Raw genomic sequence first — 16,995 nt, forward strand, 5'->3', positions numbered from 1 at the left:
CGTTTTAGTCCTCGTATAATGGGAAGGCATCTGTCAATTCTTTGACTGCACTTCTCACTTCTTCTAAGACAGCCTCATTTTCTGCATTCTTAAGAGTTTTAATGATCAATTCAGCCACTTTGCGACTTTCTTCTTCACCAAATCCACGTGCAGTAATGGCTGCAGATCCGATACGAATCCCACTTGTCTTGAATGGTGACAAGGTTTCGTAAGGAATTGAGTTTTTATTTAGGGTAATATTGACTTCATCCAGCAAGTTTTGAGCAACTTTTCCGTTTTCTACAACCTTAGTCACATCCACTAGGAAGAGATGGTTTTCAGTCCCGCCAGAAATAATACGGAAATCAGGGTCTTGCAAGAAGACATCTGCCATAGCCTTGCTGTTTTTGATTACATTAGCAGCATATTCCTTGAAGGCTGGATCCAAAACTTCTTTGAAGGAAACAGCCTTAGCAGCCACAACATGCTCCAAAGGACCACCCTGAATACCTGGGAAAATAGCTGAATTGATCTTCTTAGCTAGATCTTCATCATTGGTCAAAATCAAACCACCACGAGGGCCTCGAAGGGTTTTGTGGGTTGTTGTTGTGGTGATGTGAGCGTATGGCACTGGACTTGGGTGTAGACCAGCCGCCACCAAACCAGCAATATGGGCCATATCTACCATGAGCTTAGCCCCAACAGCATCTGCAATTTCACGGAATTTTGAAAATTCGATAATTTGAGAATAGGCTGAAGCACCTGCTACGATCAATTTTGGTTTTACTTCTTGCGCTTGTTTCAAGATAGCATCAAAATCCAAGAGTTCCGTTTCAGGGTCAACACTGTAAGAAACAAAGTTGTAGGTTTGACCAGAGAAGCTAACAGGAGCTCCGTGGGTCAAGTGTCCACCTGCTGCCAAATCCATCCCCATAACGGTATCACCTGGCTCAATCAAGGCCATGTAAGCCGCACAGTTGGCTTGGCTGCCTGAGTGAGGTTGGACATTAGCGAATTTAGCGCCGAAAATTTCTTTTGCGCGTTCAATGGCTAGAGATTCTACCACATCTACTACATCCGTTCCACCATAATAACGGTGTCCTGGGTAACCCTCGGCGTATTTATTCGTCAAGATAGACCCTTGAGCTGCCATAACAGCCTTGGAAACTACGTTTTCCGAAGCAATCAACTCAATGTTGTTTTGTTGTCGTTCTTCTTCTTTGGCAATAGCATTCCAGAGATCAGCATCATATGCTTTAAAATCATCTTTGTCAAAAATCATAGGTCTTCTCCTTTATTGTGTGACTAGTCCATTAGTTTAATTTTCTTATTGGAAAATCAAACTAAAAGATGCGAATAAACCGTTTCTGCATTTTATCACAAGTATAACCAACTTTTTCATAAAATGCATGAGCACCCAGACGATGATCGGCAGAGTTTAAGCGGATAAACCCATAACCACGTCTTTTTGCTTCTTGATCCAACCCTTGTAATAAGCTTTTACCAATACCTTGACCTTGCGCTCGAGGTGAAACTGCTAAGGCTAAAATATTAAATCCTGCTTTAGAATAAAGTGATTCATAGACCTCAGCGTGGACATATCCAAGCAAGGCATGACTAGCTTCATTCTCATAAGCAAGTAAGAAATGATGTAAATCCTGAGACAGTTTAGCTAGTTGGCTAGCCGTTTCCTCTGAACTAAAAGAATAGCCCAAAGCCTCTTGGTTGATATCACATATAGCTTTCACATCAGTTTCTCTTAAATTTCTGAGCATCTCATTCCTCCTCAAAAGAAATCTCTGGCAACCGAGTAAGAATATCTTCTCGCTTAATCGCCCCTTGGCGTATGATTTTCACCTTGTCTCCAGACAAATCTATAATAGTCGAATCTTGTCCAGTTAGAAAAGCATCGTCTTCCAGACCCAGCACCTCTTGGTCAAAATCCTTCAGAATTTGTTCAAAGGTTACCCCACTTGCCTGACCTGAGATATTGGCAGACGGTCCAATCAAGGGCCCCGTCTCTCTAATCAAATCCAGCGTGATAGGATGACTGGGCATCCGAAATCCCACAGTTTCAAGACCAGAATTGACCCAATAGGGAACTCGGTCATTGGCTTCGAGAATAATGGTCAAGGGACCCGGTAAAAAGGTCTCGACAAGCTTTTGTAGATAAGTTGGCTGATTCTTTGAAAAGTGCAAGATATCCTCTAAAGAGGCAACATTGAGATTAAGTGCCTTATCTCTGGGACGACGTTTAATCTGGTATACATGATTAACTGCTTTTTCGTCTAGAGCCTTGGCAAAAAGACCGTAAACTGTCTCTGTAGGTAGAACGACAGCTCCACCATTTTCCAACTCTTGTCTAATCCTGTCCATCATCAATCACGACCATCCTATCTTGACCAAATTGGTCCTTGAGTGTTCGAACTCGCTGTTCAGGAAGATGTTTCCTAAAAAGTTCAGGAACACTTTGACCTTGCTTGTATCCAATTTCAAGGTAAATCTTACCACCATCTTTGAGATAGTCTTTTGCATCTTCCGCAATTCTACGGTAAATAGCTAGGCCATCCTCGTCTGCAAAGAGAGCTAGATGAGGCTCCGAATGCAAGACATTCAAGCCGACCTCTGACGCATCTTTACGAGAGATATAGGGTGGATTGGAAACAATTATATCATATTTTTCAGAAATTTCTGTAAAACAGTCAGATTTTTTTAAAAATATTTGAAGATTTTGATTTTTAGCATTTTCGTTAGCTAAATCTAAAGCATCTTGGGAAATATCTGCTGCTGTCACTGACCAATCTGGTCTGTTTTTTGCTAGAGCGAGAGCAATAGCTCCACTACCTGTTCCAATATCCAGAACTGAAAGATTCGTCTCAGGATTTTCAGCCAGGATAAGCTCCACCAACTCCTCTGTTTCTGGACGAGGGATCAATACTCGCTCATCAACTTTTAACTGCAATCCATAAAAATCTACCTGTCCAATGATGTACTGTGCCGGTTTATGAGCTGCTAACTGTTGGAAAATTCCTTTTACAAATACTTCTTCCTCTTCCGTCACTTCCTGCTGGAGGGCAAAAACAAAGTCCGTAAAAGATAGATTTTTCAGGCTACGATAGACAAAAGAGAGGCTTTCAGCTTCCTCTCCTTGTCTTATCAACTCTTCTTCAAAATCTGAAAATAATTGAGCTAATTTCATTATTTGTTTAATTCTTCTAATTTTTGTGTTTGGTCATAGAGCACCAAGGCATCCACAACCTCATCCAATTTACCAGACAAAATCGTATCTAGTTTTTGGAGAGTCAAGCCGATACGGTGGTCTGTGACACGGTTTTGTGGGAAGTTATAAGTACGAATCCGTTCTGAACGGTCACCAGTACCGATTGTTGACTTACGCTCAGCGTCTTGTTCGTCTTGTGCAATCTGAGCAAAGTGGTCAGCAACACGCGCACGGATAATCTTCATAGCCTTCTCGCGGTTCTTCTGCTGGGTACGTTCTTCCTGCATCTCAACCTTGATATTGGTTGGCAAGTGAACGATACGAACGGCAGTCGCAACCTTATTGACGTTCTGTCCACCAGCACCAGAGGCATGATAGATGTCGACACGAAGGTCTTTTGGATCAATGTCGTATTCAACCTCTTCCACTTCTGGCATAATAAGAACTGTCGCTGTCGAAGTATGAACACGGCCTTGGCTTTCTGTCACAGGGACACGTTGCACACGGTGAGCACCTGATTCGTACTTGAGTTTAGAGTATACAGACTGACCAGAAACCATAGCAACCACTTCTTTGAAACCACCGACACCGTTTATAGAGGCTTCCATAACTTCAAAGCGCCAGCCTTGGGCTTCCGCATACTTTTGGTACATGGTTAGCAAATCTCCAGCGAAAAGTGCTGCTTCGTCACCACCAGCCGCGCCACGGATTTCAAGGATGATATTCTTGTCATCGTTTGGATCTTTAGGAAGGAGCAAGATTTTCAGTTTTTCTTCGTATTCTTCTTTTTCAGCCTTGGCATCTTTGAGTTCTTGCTTGGCCATTTCTTCCAAGTCCGCATCGCCACCTGATTCCTTAATCATCTCCTCAGCATCAACGATGTTTTGAAGGACTTGTTTGTACTCACGGTAGGCTGTTACCGTATCACGAGTAGAAGCCTCTTCTTTGGAAAGCTCCATGAAACGCTTGGTGTCTGAGACGACATCTGGGTCACTGAGCAACTCTCCTAATTCTTCATAACGGTCTTCTACAGCTTGTAGTTGATCATAGATGTTCATTTTTCTTCATTCTCCTTATTGATTTCAGGGGCAAAATAATGTTTACGGCAAACCGAGATATAGGTTTCATTACCACCAATCTGGATCTGCTCACCGTCATAAACGGGCAGTCCATCCTGTGTTCGCAAAACCATAGTCGCCTTTTTCTTACAATACTGACAGATGGTCTTGATTTCGTCAATCTTGTCTGCTAAGAGCAAGAGATACTTGGAACCTTCGAACAGTTCATTGCGAAAGTCATTTTTCAAGCCAAAAGCCATGACAGGTATGTCTAACTCATCAACAACACGAGCTAGATCGTAAACATGGTGACGCTTGAGAAACTGGGCTTCATCGACCAACACACAGTAAGGTTTTTCTGGTAAATCTCGGATATAGCCAAAGATATCCGTCGTCTCCTCAATCGCAAGGGCAGGGCGTTTCATACCGATTCGACTCGACACATAGCCAACACCGTCACGCGTATCCAGAGCCGAGGTCATAATCACAACACCTTTTCCTTGCTCCTCATAGTTATAGGCCACCTTGAGAATCTCGATTGTCTTTCCAGAGTTCATGGTCCCATAACGATAATACAACTGTGCCATGTTTCTTGCTTCACGTCCATTTCTAAATTTTTGCTACATTCTAGTATATCATAATTTTCTTAAGCTTTAAACGGCAAAATGTGGTAAAATAGAAGAAATCAAAAACTAGTGGAGGAAGCTATTATGCCATTTGTACGCATCGATTTATTTGAAGGACGCACGCTCGAGCAAAAGAAAGCTCTTGCTAAGGAAGTAACGGAAGCGGTTGTTCGCAACACTGGAGCCCCTCAATCTGCTGTCCATGTCATCATCAACGATATGCCAGAAGGAACTTACTTCCCACAAGGGGAAATGCGCACCAAATAAGCTAGCTTAAGCAGAATTGCTTAGGCTTTTTCAATCTCCAAGTAGCATCCATTGAAGAAATAGTTCAAATTTGTTACAATTTGAAAAGAGACTTGGAATATTCCAAGAAAAGAGCTATTAATTAAAGGAAATATTATGATTACACGTGAATTTGATACCATCGCTGCTATATCTACTCCACTAGGTGAAGGGGCTATTGGTATTGTCCGCCTGAGCGGAACAGACAGTTTTGCTATTGCCCAAAAGATTTTTAAAGGAAAAGACTTGAACAAGGTTGCCAGCCACACTCTCAACTACGGTCACATTATTGATCCTCTGACTGGTAAAGTCATGGACGAGGTTATGGTTGGAGCTATGAAGTCTCCAAAAACCTTCACTCGTGAGGATATTATCGAGATTAACACCCACGGTGGGATTGCGGTGACCAATGAAATTCTCCAGCTAGCTATTCGTGAAGGAGCTCGGTTGGCAGAACCTGGTGAATTTACCAAACGTGCCTTCCTAAATGGACGTGTTGACTTGACTCAGGCTGAAGCCGTTATGGACATCATCCGCGCCAAGACAGACAAGGCCATGAACATTGCGGTCAAACAATTAGATGGTTCTCTTTCTGATCTTATCAATAATACCCGTCAAGAAATCCTCAATACACTTGCCCAAGTCGAGGTCAATATTGATTATCCTGAGTACGACGATGTTGAGGAAGCCACTACTGCTGTTGTCCGAGAGAAGACTATGGAGTTTGAGCAATTGCTAACCAATCTCCTTAGGACAGCCCGCCGCGGTAAAATCCTCCGTGAGGGAATTTCAACAGCCATCATCGGACGTCCAAACGTTGGGAAATCCAGCCTCCTCAACAACCTCTTGCGTGAGGATAAGGCTATCGTTACAGACATTGCTGGTACTACTCGAGATGTCATCGAAGAATACGTCAACATCAATGGTGTTCCTCTCAAATTGATTGATACAGCTGGTATCCGTGAAACGGATGACATCGTGGAACAAATCGGAGTTGAGCGTTCGAAAAAAGCCCTCAAGGAAGCTGACTTGGTTCTACTGGTGCTAAATGCCAGTGAACCACTAACCGCCCAAGACCGCCAACTCCTAGAAATCAGTCAGGAGACTAATCGCATTATTCTTCTTAACAAAACTGACCTGCCTGAAGCGATTGAAACTTCAGAACTACCTGAAGACGTCATCCGTATTTCCGTCCTTAAAAACCAAAACATCGATAAGATTGAAGAGCGCATTAACAACCTCTTCTTTGAAAATGCTGGTCTTGTAGAGCAAGATGCTACCTACTTGTCAAATGCCCGTCACATTTCCCTGATTGAAAAAGCAGTTGAAAGCCTACAAGCTGTTAATGAAGGTCTTGAACTAGGTATGCCAGTTGATTTACTTCAAGTGGATTTAACTCGTACTTGGGAAATCCTCGGTGAAATCACTGGAGATGCTGCTCCTGATGAACTCATAACCCAGCTCTTTAGCCAATTCTGTTTAGGAAAATAAGAAAAATCCATGATCTTTCATTCGATCATGGATTTTATTGTCTTTATTAGTAATCTGGTCTTAAGACCCCTGTTACAGTTGCCTTAGTTGCTTCGTAGTCGCCATCTACGACAACCTTGATAATACGTTTGGCATCTTCTTCTGGTGCTGGAACAAGAGGTAGACGAGTTGGGCCAGCTTCAAATCCCATATAGTTAAGAACGGCCTTAACTGGAGCAGGACTTGGATAAGAGAAGAGGGCATTAACCTTAGGAATGAATTTACGCTGAATTGCTGCGGCTTTCTTCATATCGCTTTCTGCAATGGCCGTAAACATCTCGTGCATCTCATCCCCATTTGTATGAGAGGCAACAGAAATAACCCCATCCGCACCAAGGTTCATGGCATGGAAAGCATCTCCATCTTCACCAGTATAGACCAAGAACTCTTCTGGCTTGTGCTCAATCAAGTAAGCCATATTTGCCAAACTCGTACATTCTTTGACACCAATAATATTTGGATGATCTGCCAAGCGAAGCATGGTTTCTGGAGTCAATTCGACAACCACACGACCTGGAATGTTATAGATAATAATTGGTAGGTCAGAAGCATCTGCAATGGCCTTAAAGTGCTGATACATTCCTTCTTGAGAAGGTTTGTTGTAGTAAGGCACAATAGCAAGCCCAGCAGCAAAACCACCAAAGTCTGCGACTTCTTTGACAAACTCGATAGAGTCACGCGTATCATTGGTACCTACACCCGCAATCAAAGGAACACGTCCATTAACAACTTTTTGTACAGCAGTAAAAATCTCCAACTCTTCATCGTGAGTCAAGGTAGGACTTTCAGCTGTCGTACCGGCAAGAAGAATTCCATCCGTATGATGGTCCAATAAATGCTCAATCAAGGCTGGAATAGCATCAAAGTTGATGGAACCATCCTCGTGGAAGGGGGTAATAAAGGCTGTGATGATTTTACACTCTTTTAAATCTTGATAAGACATGAGAAACACCTCTCTATTTCAAAGAAGGAGTTCATCTGAACTCCTAAATTATATGACTATTTTAATTCAAATTTCAATTCAGCTGTTGGACGAACCAATCCACGTTCGTGAAGAGTTTCTGCAATCTGAACTGAGTTCCAAGCAGCACCTTTGAGAAGGTTATCTGAAACAACCCACATGTGAATTCCTTTTTCAGCATCCAAGTCTTTACGGATACGACCAACAAAGGTATCACGTGAACCAACTGCATTGATGGCTTGCGGATAGATTTGATGAGCTACATCATCTTCAAGAACAGCGCCTGGGAAGGCTGCGATAGCTGCTTTCACTTCTTCGATTGGAGCCACTTCTTTTGTTTCGATGTAAACAGATTCAGAGTGAGCTGACAAGACTGGAATGCGCACACATGTTGCAGATACTGCGATGCTATCATCTTCCATGATTTTCTTAGTTTCCTTAGTCATCTTCATCTCTTCGTATGTGTAATCATTATCAGTGAAAAGATCGATTTGTGGAAGAGCATTGAAGGCGATAGGATAATGTTTCTTGTCACCACCTGAAGGCAAAATTTCCGCATGCAAATCACGTGGGTTTACACCATCATTCAAGACTTCACGAAGTTCACGTTGTGTTTCAAGAATCGCTCCCATACCAGCACCTGAAACTGCTTGGTAAGTTGAAACAATGATACGATCCAAGCCCCATTTTTGGCGAACTGGCTCAAGCGCTACCATCATTTGGATTGTTGAACAGTTAGGGCAAGCAATGATACCGTTGTGGGCATCAAGTGCGTGAGCATTGACCTCTGGAACAACCAAAGGAACATCTGGATTTTGACGGAAGTAAGATGTATTATCAACTACTACCGCTCCAGCTTTAACTGCGTACGGTGCATACTTAGCTGATGTAGAACCACCTGCTGAAAAGAGAGCAATATCAACTCCTTCAAAAGCTGTTTCAGTCGTTTCTTCAATCGTAATATCTTGGTCTTTAAATTTCAAAGTCTTGCCCGCTGAACGTGCAGAAGCAAGTAAACGAATTTTATCGATTGGAAGTGTTGATTCTTCCAACATTTTTATCATCTGAGCACCGACAGCACCTGTCGCGCCGACTACAGCAACTGTATATCCCATAAATAACCTCTTTCGGAATTTTCTAAAAATTTCTATAATAGATGTATTATACTACTTTTTCCATGAATTGCAAAGCTTTTTCATCATTTTTTGGAAAATAAAAATCCCCAGTCGCTAGACCAGGGACTAAGAGGCATCTTCATGTGATGAGCAGGTTCACACAACTCATCAAGGTCCGCTCCTGCGTTATGACCTCCTTATGCTCAATAGTAGTCCGAAGACTACCTATCGACTCATCGCATCTACTATATTACTAGAGATACTTGGTTTTGTCAATAAAAAATTTTTGCAGGATGACTTTTATTATACAAAAATCAAAATTTTTTCTCGCGAGCATAAGAAAAAACTCTTGCGTTCAAGAGTTTCCCTGTAAATATCATGCTAATTGCCGGGATTGAACCGGCGACCTCATCCTTACCATGGATGCGCTCTGCCAACTGAGCTAAATCAGCTTACCTAAAAAGTATACTACAGTTAGAAAAACTTGTCAAGTTTCCTTAGAAATTTTCTATAAGAAAAAGCCAGGTAAAGGCTACCTAGCTTGTCCTGTTCTATTTGCTTAAATCGATTCGACGACCAATTTTACCAATGATAATCGCACCAATAATCAATGAAGCAAATTCACCAATTCCTGTTGTGAACCAAGTAAGGAAAAATGGTAATTGCGCTACGATATTCAACTCGGCAGCAATTGTAAACATGGAAATTGAAAAGAGGATTGAAAAGAAAAAATGATCTTTTCTGATTAATCCATTGAAGAGGTAGTCTTTACTGTATTTTGCAAAAAGCCAAACACCTAAACTGAGGAATACCAAGGTTGATCCACCACCAACAAAGACATCTAGCAGTCCGAAGCTAAAGAAATTAGCAATCATACAACCAATTGTAACTCCGATGATGTACTTAGGATTGTAAAAAGCCATAAAGTTCATCATTTCTGAAATACGGAACTGATAAGCACCATAGCTAATGGCATTTAGAGGCGGTGTGACAGTCAAAACGACGTAGATAGCAGCGACGATTGCAATATCTGCAACATCACGAATAGTTAATTTTTTCATCATTTCTCCTTTGGCGGATTGTCCGCGTAAAATATGCTTGGTGAAAGAAGCTAAGCACCAAGGGTTGATTCATTCAACCTTACTAGTATAGCACAATAGCCTGCTTTATGCTATACTAAAAGCATGAAAAAACGCATTCAAAGTCTCTTCATGAATGAGCTCTTAGCCTATCTCTTTTTTGGCCTTGCAACAACTCTAGTTTCGATTCTCTCACGACTAATCATTTATCAACTAAGTCATCAGGAACTTCTTGCTACTGGACTAGCAAATATTATCGGTATCCTCTTTGCCTTTATCACAAATGATACAATCGTGTTTAAGCAAACAAGGAAGAATCGACTTATCCGTTTATTGAAATTTTCTCTTGCCCGCCTTTCTACTTTTCTGTTAGATTTGCTCTTTACTTTTCTGTTTGTGACTCAATTCCCTCATATCATAGGGCAATTTGTAAATGAAAATCTTGATAAGATAAATGCAATTGAAACAATTATTGCACAATTTTTGATAATTATTCTTAATTACATTTTTAGTAAGGTATTTATTTTTAAAAAATAAAAAAATTTAAGCATATAGCTTGCAAGCATTTCTTGATTAATATATAATAAAGAGTAAAAATTTTGTAAAGGAATTATGAAAATGTTAAAAGATCTTAAAGCATTTTTGCTTCGTGGTAATGTCGTAGACCTTGCTGTCGGTGTGATCATTGCCTCTGCTTTTGGTGCAATCGTAACTTCATTTGTTAATGATATCATCACTCCACTCCTATTGAACCCAGCCTTGGAAGCTGCAAAAGTACAAAACATCGCTGAACTTGCATGGAATGGTGTTACATATGGTAAATTCTTGAGTGCTATTATCAACTTCCTTGTTGTAGGTACTGTTCTCTTCTTCGTTATTAAAGCTATGGAAAAAGCTCAAAGCCTTACTAAAAAAGAAGAAGCTGCTGAGGAAGCTTCAGCCGCTCCAACTGAATTGGAAGTACTTCAAGAAATCAAAGCGCTTCTTGAGAAAAAATAATCGTTTAAAAGGATCTAGCACAAAGCTAAATCCTTTTTCTTTACTCTTTCGGTAACTTACCTGCTTTCTCTAGCATTTTCTTGATCAAATATGGCATCTTAACATTTTCACGACCTTTTTTCTCAATCAATTTTTTAACAAATTCTGGCATTTGTAAGTCTTGTGATTCATCTAAAATATTTTTCGTCTCATCTGAAGGGACTAACTCATCAAAGGTTTCTTCTTCTGGGAAGAATTCTCTAAATTCTTGATGTTCATTAGCTCTGACTGTATTAACCAAGGCATCAATCAAACGAGAATCCGTATTGGGCATTGGTGGACGATGGTAGGTCACACCCAATTCTTGACACAAGTCATAACATTCCACATCATTATCAAACAAGACTTCAATATGCTCGCTAATGAAGCTGATAGGAACAAAAATATAATGGTCTGGATGTTCTGTCTGTTCTCTGAGATACTCCAAAACATCTGGTTTAATCCATGGAATACCGATATCGCTCTCACTCTGCCAGGTGTTAGTATATTGTTCTGAACTCAATCCTAGTTTTTCAGCGACTAGCTTGCTATTTTCAAAAATTTGGTCAATATAAGGGTCACCAAAATCCAAGGCAAAAATGGGCACACTGTGGGCTGAAAAGATGACTTTAAAGCTATCCTTCCTTACTTCTTCTTTTAAAATTTTACCAATTTCATCTGCCCAATAGTTTAAGAGCGCTTCTTCCTGATACCAGTCCTTAATGATCAAAAATTGAATTTGCTTGCTTTCTAAAAATTTCTCATAGCCCATGACAGAGTAAAAAGAATAATGAGGCTCCAAAATCAAGCAAATACACTGTTCAATGCCGTCTGCTTCCATCTGACCAATCACATCTGGAATAAAGGGACTGGAAAACTTATTGGCAAAATAGACACTATATTCATTTCCTAGCCTAGCTTCTACTAAGGCAACCTCTTCACGGGTAATTCTTTGCAGAGGCGTACCTCCAATAAGTACATAATTATCATAGAGTGTTTGAATCTCGTGGTCTTGAGGTCTCACTCCACGACGAATATTTGTGAAAAAATCAGCCACACCTTCAAAGGTAATCTCTTCTGGCGAACCGAAAGTCATCATTAAAATTGCTTTTTTCATAATCGCTTCCTTGTGATATTTTTATCAAATTTATTTTATCATTTATCCATTAATAAGTAAACGCCAACATAGCGAATTTCCCTAACTTCTGTCTTTTGTTTTTCTCTTCTTTCTATGATACAATGGAAAAAATGAATTCAAAAGGAGTTTTTTATGACTTACCCCAATCTCTTGGACCGCTTCTTGACCTACGTTAAGGTCAACACGCGCTCTGATGAACACTCAACTACTACTCCAAGTACACAGAGTCAGGTTGATTTCGCAACCAATGTTCTTATCCCTGAAATGAAGCGTGTTGGACTGCAAAACGTCTACTACCTTCCTAATGGTTTTGCGATTGGTACCTTGCCATCCAATGATCCATCTTTAACACGTAAAATTGGCTTCATCTCCCACATGGATACTGCTGATTTTAATGCTGAAGGAGTCAATCCACAGGTAATTGAAAACTACGATGGTGGTGTGATTGAACTAGGGAATTCTGGTTTTAAATTAGATCCAGCTGACTTTAAGAGTCTGGAGAAATATCCAGGACAAACGCTCATCACAACCGATGGAACAACCTTGCTAGGTGCCGATGATAAGTCTGGTATTGCTGAAATTATGACAGCTATTGAATATCTGACTACCCATCCTGAAATCAATCACTGTGAGATTCGTGTTGGTTTTGGTCCAGATGAGGAAATCGGTGTTGGTGCTAATAAATTTGATGCAGAAGATTTTGATGTGGATTTTGCCTACACTGTTGATGGTGGTCCACTAGGAGAACTTCAGTACGAGACCTTTTCAGCAGCGGGTGCTGAATTGCATTTCCAAGGACGCAATGTCCACCCTGGTACTGCCAAAGGTCAGATGGTCAACGCCCTTCAGCTAGCAATTGATTTTCATAATCAACTTCCAGAGAATGACCGACCTGAATTAACTGATGGCTACCAAGGTTTCTATCATCTTATGGATGTGACAGGTAGTGTCGAAGAGGCGCGTGCAAGCTACATCATTCGTGATTTTGAAAAAGATGCCTTTGAAGCGCGTAAAGCAGCCATGCAATCTATCGCTGATAAGATGAATCAAGAACTCGGTAGCGACCGCGTCACTTTAAACTTGACAGATCAGTACTACAATATGAAAGAAGTTATTGAAAAAGATATGACTCCAATTACCATTGCTAAAGCCGTTATGGAAGATTTGGGGATCACTCCTATAATCGAACCAATCCGTGGAGGGACAGACGGCTCTAAGATTTCCTTTATGGGAATCCCAACCCCTAATATCTTTGCGGGAGGAGAAAATATGCACGGACGTTTTGAATACGTTAGCCTTCAGACTATGGAACGTGCAGTTGATACCATCATTGGTATCGTAGCTTATAAAGACTAAAAATAGGCTGGGCAAAAACTCAATTTTAAGAGAAAATGAAGTAAATCTTCACACAATAAAACGCATAGTATCAAGGTTTCAGCTCCTGATACTGTGCGTTTTTTGATTATAAATACGAATTATTTAGTAGCACTTCTCTTTATTGATGAACTGCTTGGGCAGCTGTGATGAGGGTCAACTTGTAAACATCATCTGCATTACATCCACGAGAAAGGTCGTTAACTGGTTTGTTCAAACCTTGCAAAACAGGTCCTACAGCTGCAAAACCACCAAGACGTTCGGCCATCTTGTAGCCAATATTTCCTGCTTCGATACCTGGGAAGATGAAGACATTTGCTTGACCAGCTACCGTACTTCCAGGAGCTTTCAGAGCTGCAGTTTCTGGAACAAAGGCCGCATCAAATTGCAACTCACCATCAATTTCAAGGTCAGGGCGCAAGTCGTGAGCAATTTTAGTAGCTTCTACCACCTTGTCAACGCTTTCACCAAACCCTGAACCTTTAGTAGAATAGCTTAGCATAGCAATTTTAGGCTCGATGCCAAACATCTTAGCTGTGATAGCTGAGTTGATGGCAATTTCAGCCAAGGCTTCTGCATCAGGATTGATATTGATAGCACAGTCTCCAAACAGGTAACGTTCCGTACCACGAACCATGAGGAAGGCTCCTGAAGTACGAGTTACATTTGGACGAGTTTTGATGATTTGAAGGGCTGGACGAACTGTTGAAGCTGTTGAGTGAATAGCTCCAGATACCATTCCATCAACCAAGCCCAAGTAAACCAACATAACACCAAAGTAATTGACATCTTCAACCAAAACCTTACGTGCATCTTCTTCAGACATTTTGCCCTTGCGACGCTCTACCAAGGCAGCAACCATTTCTTCAAATTGAGGATAATGTTGAGGGTCAATGACTTCATAACCATCCATGATCCCTTCAATTTCAAGATAAATTTTAATTTTTTCAGGATTTCCAAGCAAAACAGGAATCACTTCTGTTTCTTTTACCAAGCGTTTAGTCGCTTGAAGAATACGAGGCTCTTCCCCTTCAGGGAGAACGATACGAGCATTTTTACCAACCAAGTTGGCTTTGAGACTTTCAAAAACTTCCATGAGTTTTCTCCTTTAAAATAATAATTATACTCTGAATCAGTTTTTATAGAGTATTAGTTGATAACTGGGTAATAAGGTTACTGAAATCATCCGGCAAGGGACTTTCTAACTGCCAGTCTTGCTCTAAAAATGGATGATAAAAGGATAGGTAATGGCAATGCAGGGCCTGACGTTGAATGCCATCGTCCAGACTACCTCCGTACAAGTCATCGCCCAACAAAGGAAAACCAATATGAGAAAAATGGACTCGGATTTGGTGGGTTCGACCAGTATGCAGACGAATATCTACCAAATGAATATTCCCATAGGAAGCGACAATCTTGTAAGAAGTATGGGCATACTTTCCACCTTTAGCCACTCTTCTGGTGATAATGGAGTCTTCATCACGCGCAATCGGAGCAATAATTTCTCCCTCCGGCTCCAAATATCCATCTCCTTTAACCAAAGCAAAGTAGCGCTTTTCAATAGACTTTTTCTGCAACTGCTTGTCTAATCGTGCATGGGCATAGCCGTGCTTGGCAAAGAGCATCAAGCCAGAAGTATCTCTATCAAGTCTAGTCACAATGTGAACCTGCTGATTTTCATAATTTTGCTTGACGTAGTAACCCTTGATAAAATTGGCAATGGTATTGGAGTGGTTAACACTAGGAATAGAAGCAACTCCATAGGATTTATTCAAGACTAGAAAATGGTCATCCTCATAGAGAATATCCAGTGGGCGCTCGATTGCTTCCAGAGTTTCAAAGCCTTCCTCGGCGGGAATATCGATGATAACTCGGTCTCCAATATCCAATAGATAAGTTGCATTTTGAGGTTGGTCATTGACCAGAATAGCTCCGCCTCGAAACTTAATCTTGGCCAGAAGTCCCTTAGAAACCTCGTGCTTTTTTAAGAAGGTCTTAACCTTGACATGTTCATCTGCGATAAATTCAAACCTCATTCGTCCACCTCGCCAATAAAAGCATCCTTAACGCGGTTCCAAAAACTGGTATGGCTCGGTGAGGCGACAAAGTGAATCTTATGATGGTCGATTTGATACTCAATTCGCTCAATATTGCGGAAGGAATAAACGCTATTGTCAACCGAAATAGTATGATAATCGTTTCTCGTTGGAATGAGTTCAATCTTATCCTTCTTAGGAACAATAATAGATGAACCCAGCGTACGATAAACACGATTGTTAAGGCTGGCAATTTCTGTCAACTGCAGAGCCTCAATGGTAGGGTGTAAAACAGCTCCACCGAGCGACTTGTTATAGGCTGTACTACCAGTCGGGGTTGACACTGTCACCCCGTCTCCTCGAAAACGTTCAAAGGGAACACCATTGATTACAATATCTGCTACCATTGTTCGATCCGACCTTCGGATACTAGCTTCATTTAGTGCTCTAAAAATCTTAACTTCACCATTTCCAAGAAAGACCTTCACATTCAGAACAGGGTAAGAAACCTTAGCTCCGGTATCTAGCTGCAAATTAGTCACTAGCTTGTCCAACTCAAAATCACGGTAGTCCGTATAGAAGCCCAAATGTCCAGTATGAACACCGATAAAGCGGACCTTATCAAGTTGATTTTCGTACTTATGAAAAGCCGACAAGAGCATGCCATCCCCACCAATGGAGATGACAATATCCGGATTGGTATCATTGAGTATAAACTGATTTCTCTTCAAACGATCTCGCAATTCATACAAAACCCTTTGACTCTGCGGTTTTCTATTAGCTATCAGATCAATTCGTTTACCTGTATTCTTCATCTGTATCGTCACTGTTTCCTACACCGTCATTTAATTTTCTACTCAAAGGATCAAAAAGAGCCTGGGCTTCTTGGATATCATCACGAATTTTACCCATTTCTTCATCCAACTGATGGGCAATTTTGGCAGTAATTTCCAGTCTCTTCTTTATCTCCTCTGGGAAATCCCCTTGGTACTTGTAGTTGAGAGAATGTTCTATCGTTGCCCAGAAATTCATGGCCAAGGTACGAATTTGAATTTCCGCCAAAATGGTCTTGGCACCATTGACAGTATCAACCGTATATTCTACTACCACGTGATAGGAACGGTAGCCTGATGCTTTTCGATGAGTAATGTAATCTCGCTCCTGTATGATTCGCATATCCTGACGCTTGTGCAAAATTTCCACTACTTCCTTGACGTCATCTACAAACTGGACCATCACACGCAAACCAGCAATATCCTGCAAATCGTGTTCCAAGGTTGCATAAGTAATACCACGCCGAGCCATTTTTTCCTTGATACTTTCAATCGGCTTGACTCTACCAGTCACAAACTCAATAGGAGAATGCTTATTTTGCTTACGATATTGCTTCCGAATACCACGTAGTTTAATCTTTAACTCACCAACAGCTTGAATGTAAGGATCTAGAAATTCTTCCCATTCTAAGGTCATATATTCTCCCTTGTTCTCATGTTATCCTTCAAAAATATCTTTGATTTTTTCTCCAGATTCATATACAATAAATACAATGCTTATTATACCATAAATCCGCTTTCAAC

19 protein-coding genes, 1 tRNA gene and 1 riboswitch are annotated in these 16,995 nt (G+C 40.9%); of the genes, 5 read left to right on the forward strand and 15 right to left on the reverse strand.

Annotated features, from left to right (window positions below):
- Positions 1-4 precede the first annotated feature (4 nt).
- The 6 genes from glyA to O3636_RS09695 all read right to left on the reverse strand — a co-directional run bounded on the left by glyA (position 5) and on the right by O3636_RS09695 (position 4,844).
- Positions 5-1,261 carry a serine hydroxymethyltransferase gene (glyA, locus tag O3636_RS09670; protein ID WP_371642902.1) on the reverse strand — a complete coding sequence of 419 codons (1,257 nt, stop codon included), beginning with the start codon at positions 1,259-1,261 and terminating at the stop codon, positions 5-7.
- Between the two features lie 61 nt (positions 1,262-1,322).
- Entirely contained in the window at positions 1,323-1,754 is a 432-nt protein-coding gene (locus O3636_RS09675) for a GNAT family N-acetyltransferase (RefSeq protein WP_173218350.1), read from the reverse strand.
- 1 nt (position 1,755) lies between these two features.
- Positions 1,756-2,358: an L-threonylcarbamoyladenylate synthase gene (locus O3636_RS09680; RefSeq protein ID WP_173218347.1), complete on the reverse strand. Its 603-nt coding sequence runs from the start codon at positions 2,356-2,358 to the stop codon at positions 1,756-1,758.
- A complete protein-coding gene (gene prmC / locus O3636_RS09685) occupies positions 2,342-3,178 on the reverse strand; it encodes a peptide chain release factor N(5)-glutamine methyltransferase (RefSeq protein ID WP_173218345.1) in 837 nt (278 codons plus the stop codon). Before prmC ends, O3636_RS09680 begins: the two co-directional genes overlap by 17 nt.
- Positions 3,178-4,257: a peptide chain release factor 1 gene (gene prfA, locus O3636_RS09690; RefSeq protein ID WP_173218343.1), complete on the reverse strand. Its 1,080-nt coding sequence runs from the start codon at positions 4,255-4,257 to the stop codon at positions 3,178-3,180. Before prfA ends, prmC begins: the two co-directional genes overlap by 1 nt.
- On the reverse strand, positions 4,254-4,844 hold the full coding sequence (locus tag O3636_RS09695; protein ID WP_000068143.1) for a thymidine kinase: 591 nt from the start codon (positions 4,842-4,844) through the stop codon (positions 4,254-4,256). The genes prfA and O3636_RS09695 overlap by 4 nt, the downstream gene beginning before the upstream one ends.
- A gap of 123 nt (positions 4,845-4,967) precedes the next feature.
- Here O3636_RS09695 and O3636_RS09700 point away from each other — a divergent pair, with 123 nt between their 5' ends.
- Together O3636_RS09700 and mnmE are read left to right on the forward strand one after the other, a co-directional pair.
- On the forward strand, positions 4,968-5,150 hold the full coding sequence (locus O3636_RS09700) for a 4-oxalocrotonate tautomerase (RefSeq protein ID WP_001117401.1): 183 nt from the start codon (positions 4,968-4,970) through the stop codon (positions 5,148-5,150).
- A gap of 135 nt (positions 5,151-5,285) precedes the next feature.
- On the forward strand, positions 5,286-6,659 hold the full coding sequence (gene mnmE / locus O3636_RS09705) for a tRNA uridine-5-carboxymethylaminomethyl(34) synthesis GTPase MnmE (protein WP_371642908.1): 1,374 nt from the start codon (positions 5,286-5,288) through the stop codon (positions 6,657-6,659).
- A 46-nt stretch (positions 6,660-6,705) separates the two neighbouring features.
- On the opposite strand, the gene dapA is transcribed toward mnmE, so the two are convergent.
- The 4 genes from dapA to O3636_RS09725 all read right to left on the reverse strand — a co-directional run bounded on the left by dapA (position 6,706) and on the right by O3636_RS09725 (position 9,835).
- Entirely contained in the window at positions 6,706-7,641 is a 936-nt protein-coding gene (gene dapA / locus O3636_RS09710) for a 4-hydroxy-tetrahydrodipicolinate synthase (RefSeq protein ID WP_153196920.1), read from the reverse strand.
- 56 nt (positions 7,642-7,697) lie between these two features.
- Complete coding sequence (locus O3636_RS09715) at positions 7,698-8,774, reverse strand: aspartate-semialdehyde dehydrogenase (protein WP_153196918.1); 1,077 nt, start codon at positions 8,772-8,774, stop codon at positions 7,698-7,700.
- A 379-nt stretch (positions 8,775-9,153) separates the two neighbouring features.
- Positions 9,154-9,226, reverse strand: a tRNA-Thr gene (locus O3636_RS09720).
- Positions 9,227-9,325: 99 nt separating this feature from the next.
- Positions 9,326-9,835 carry a QueT transporter family protein gene (locus O3636_RS09725; RefSeq protein WP_000737072.1) on the reverse strand — a complete coding sequence of 170 codons (510 nt, stop codon included), beginning with the start codon at positions 9,833-9,835 and terminating at the stop codon, positions 9,326-9,328.
- Positions 9,833-9,930: riboswitch (PreQ1 riboswitch) on the reverse strand. It overlaps the preceding gene by 3 nt.
- A 28-nt stretch (positions 9,931-9,958) precedes the next feature.
- Between O3636_RS09725 and O3636_RS09730 the strand changes: the two genes are divergently transcribed.
- Complete coding sequence (locus O3636_RS09730) at positions 9,959-10,390, forward strand: GtrA family protein (protein WP_153196914.1); 432 nt, start codon at positions 9,959-9,961, stop codon at positions 10,388-10,390.
- An 81-nt stretch (positions 10,391-10,471) separates the two neighbouring features.
- Positions 10,472-10,852, forward strand: a complete 381-nt coding sequence (gene mscL / locus O3636_RS09735; RefSeq protein WP_049534060.1) for a large conductance mechanosensitive channel protein MscL — start codon at positions 10,472-10,474, stop codon at positions 10,850-10,852.
- Positions 10,853-10,892: 40 nt separating this feature from the next.
- Here the strand turns inward: mscL and hemH are convergent, their stop codons facing one another.
- Positions 10,893-11,987, reverse strand: coding sequence for a ferrochelatase (hemH, locus tag O3636_RS09740; protein ID WP_371642911.1), 1,095 nt, complete (start codon positions 11,985-11,987; stop codon positions 10,893-10,895).
- Positions 11,988-12,140: 153 nt separating this feature from the next.
- Between hemH and pepT the strand changes: the two genes are divergently transcribed.
- Positions 12,141-13,364, forward strand: coding sequence for a peptidase T (gene pepT / locus O3636_RS09745; protein ID WP_371642913.1), 1,224 nt, complete (start codon positions 12,141-12,143; stop codon positions 13,362-13,364).
- A 139-nt stretch (positions 13,365-13,503) separates the two neighbouring features.
- Here the strand turns inward: pepT and pta are convergent, their stop codons facing one another.
- Genes pta through O3636_RS09765 form a run of 4 tightly spaced genes read right to left on the reverse strand, consistent with a single transcriptional unit; the run spans position 13,504 to position 16,888 of the window.
- Positions 13,504-14,478, reverse strand: a complete 975-nt coding sequence (pta, locus tag O3636_RS09750) for a phosphate acetyltransferase (RefSeq protein WP_000451580.1) — start codon at positions 14,476-14,478, stop codon at positions 13,504-13,506.
- A gap of 43 nt (positions 14,479-14,521) precedes the next feature.
- Positions 14,522-15,418: an RluA family pseudouridine synthase gene (locus O3636_RS09755; RefSeq protein WP_371642915.1), complete on the reverse strand. Its 897-nt coding sequence runs from the start codon at positions 15,416-15,418 to the stop codon at positions 14,522-14,524.
- Positions 15,415-16,233: an NAD kinase gene (locus O3636_RS09760; protein WP_261037851.1), complete on the reverse strand. Its 819-nt coding sequence runs from the start codon at positions 16,231-16,233 to the stop codon at positions 15,415-15,417. The genes O3636_RS09755 and O3636_RS09760 overlap by 4 nt, the downstream gene beginning before the upstream one ends.
- On the reverse strand, positions 16,217-16,888 hold the full coding sequence (locus O3636_RS09765; RefSeq protein WP_060805291.1) for a GTP pyrophosphokinase family protein: 672 nt from the start codon (positions 16,886-16,888) through the stop codon (positions 16,217-16,219). Before O3636_RS09765 ends, O3636_RS09760 begins: the two co-directional genes overlap by 17 nt.
- Positions 16,889-16,995 lie beyond the last annotated feature (107 nt).

This window comes from Streptococcus sp. 27098_8_76 (genome assembly GCF_041432315.1).
Classification (GTDB): domain Bacteria; phylum Bacillota; class Bacilli; order Lactobacillales; family Streptococcaceae; genus Streptococcus.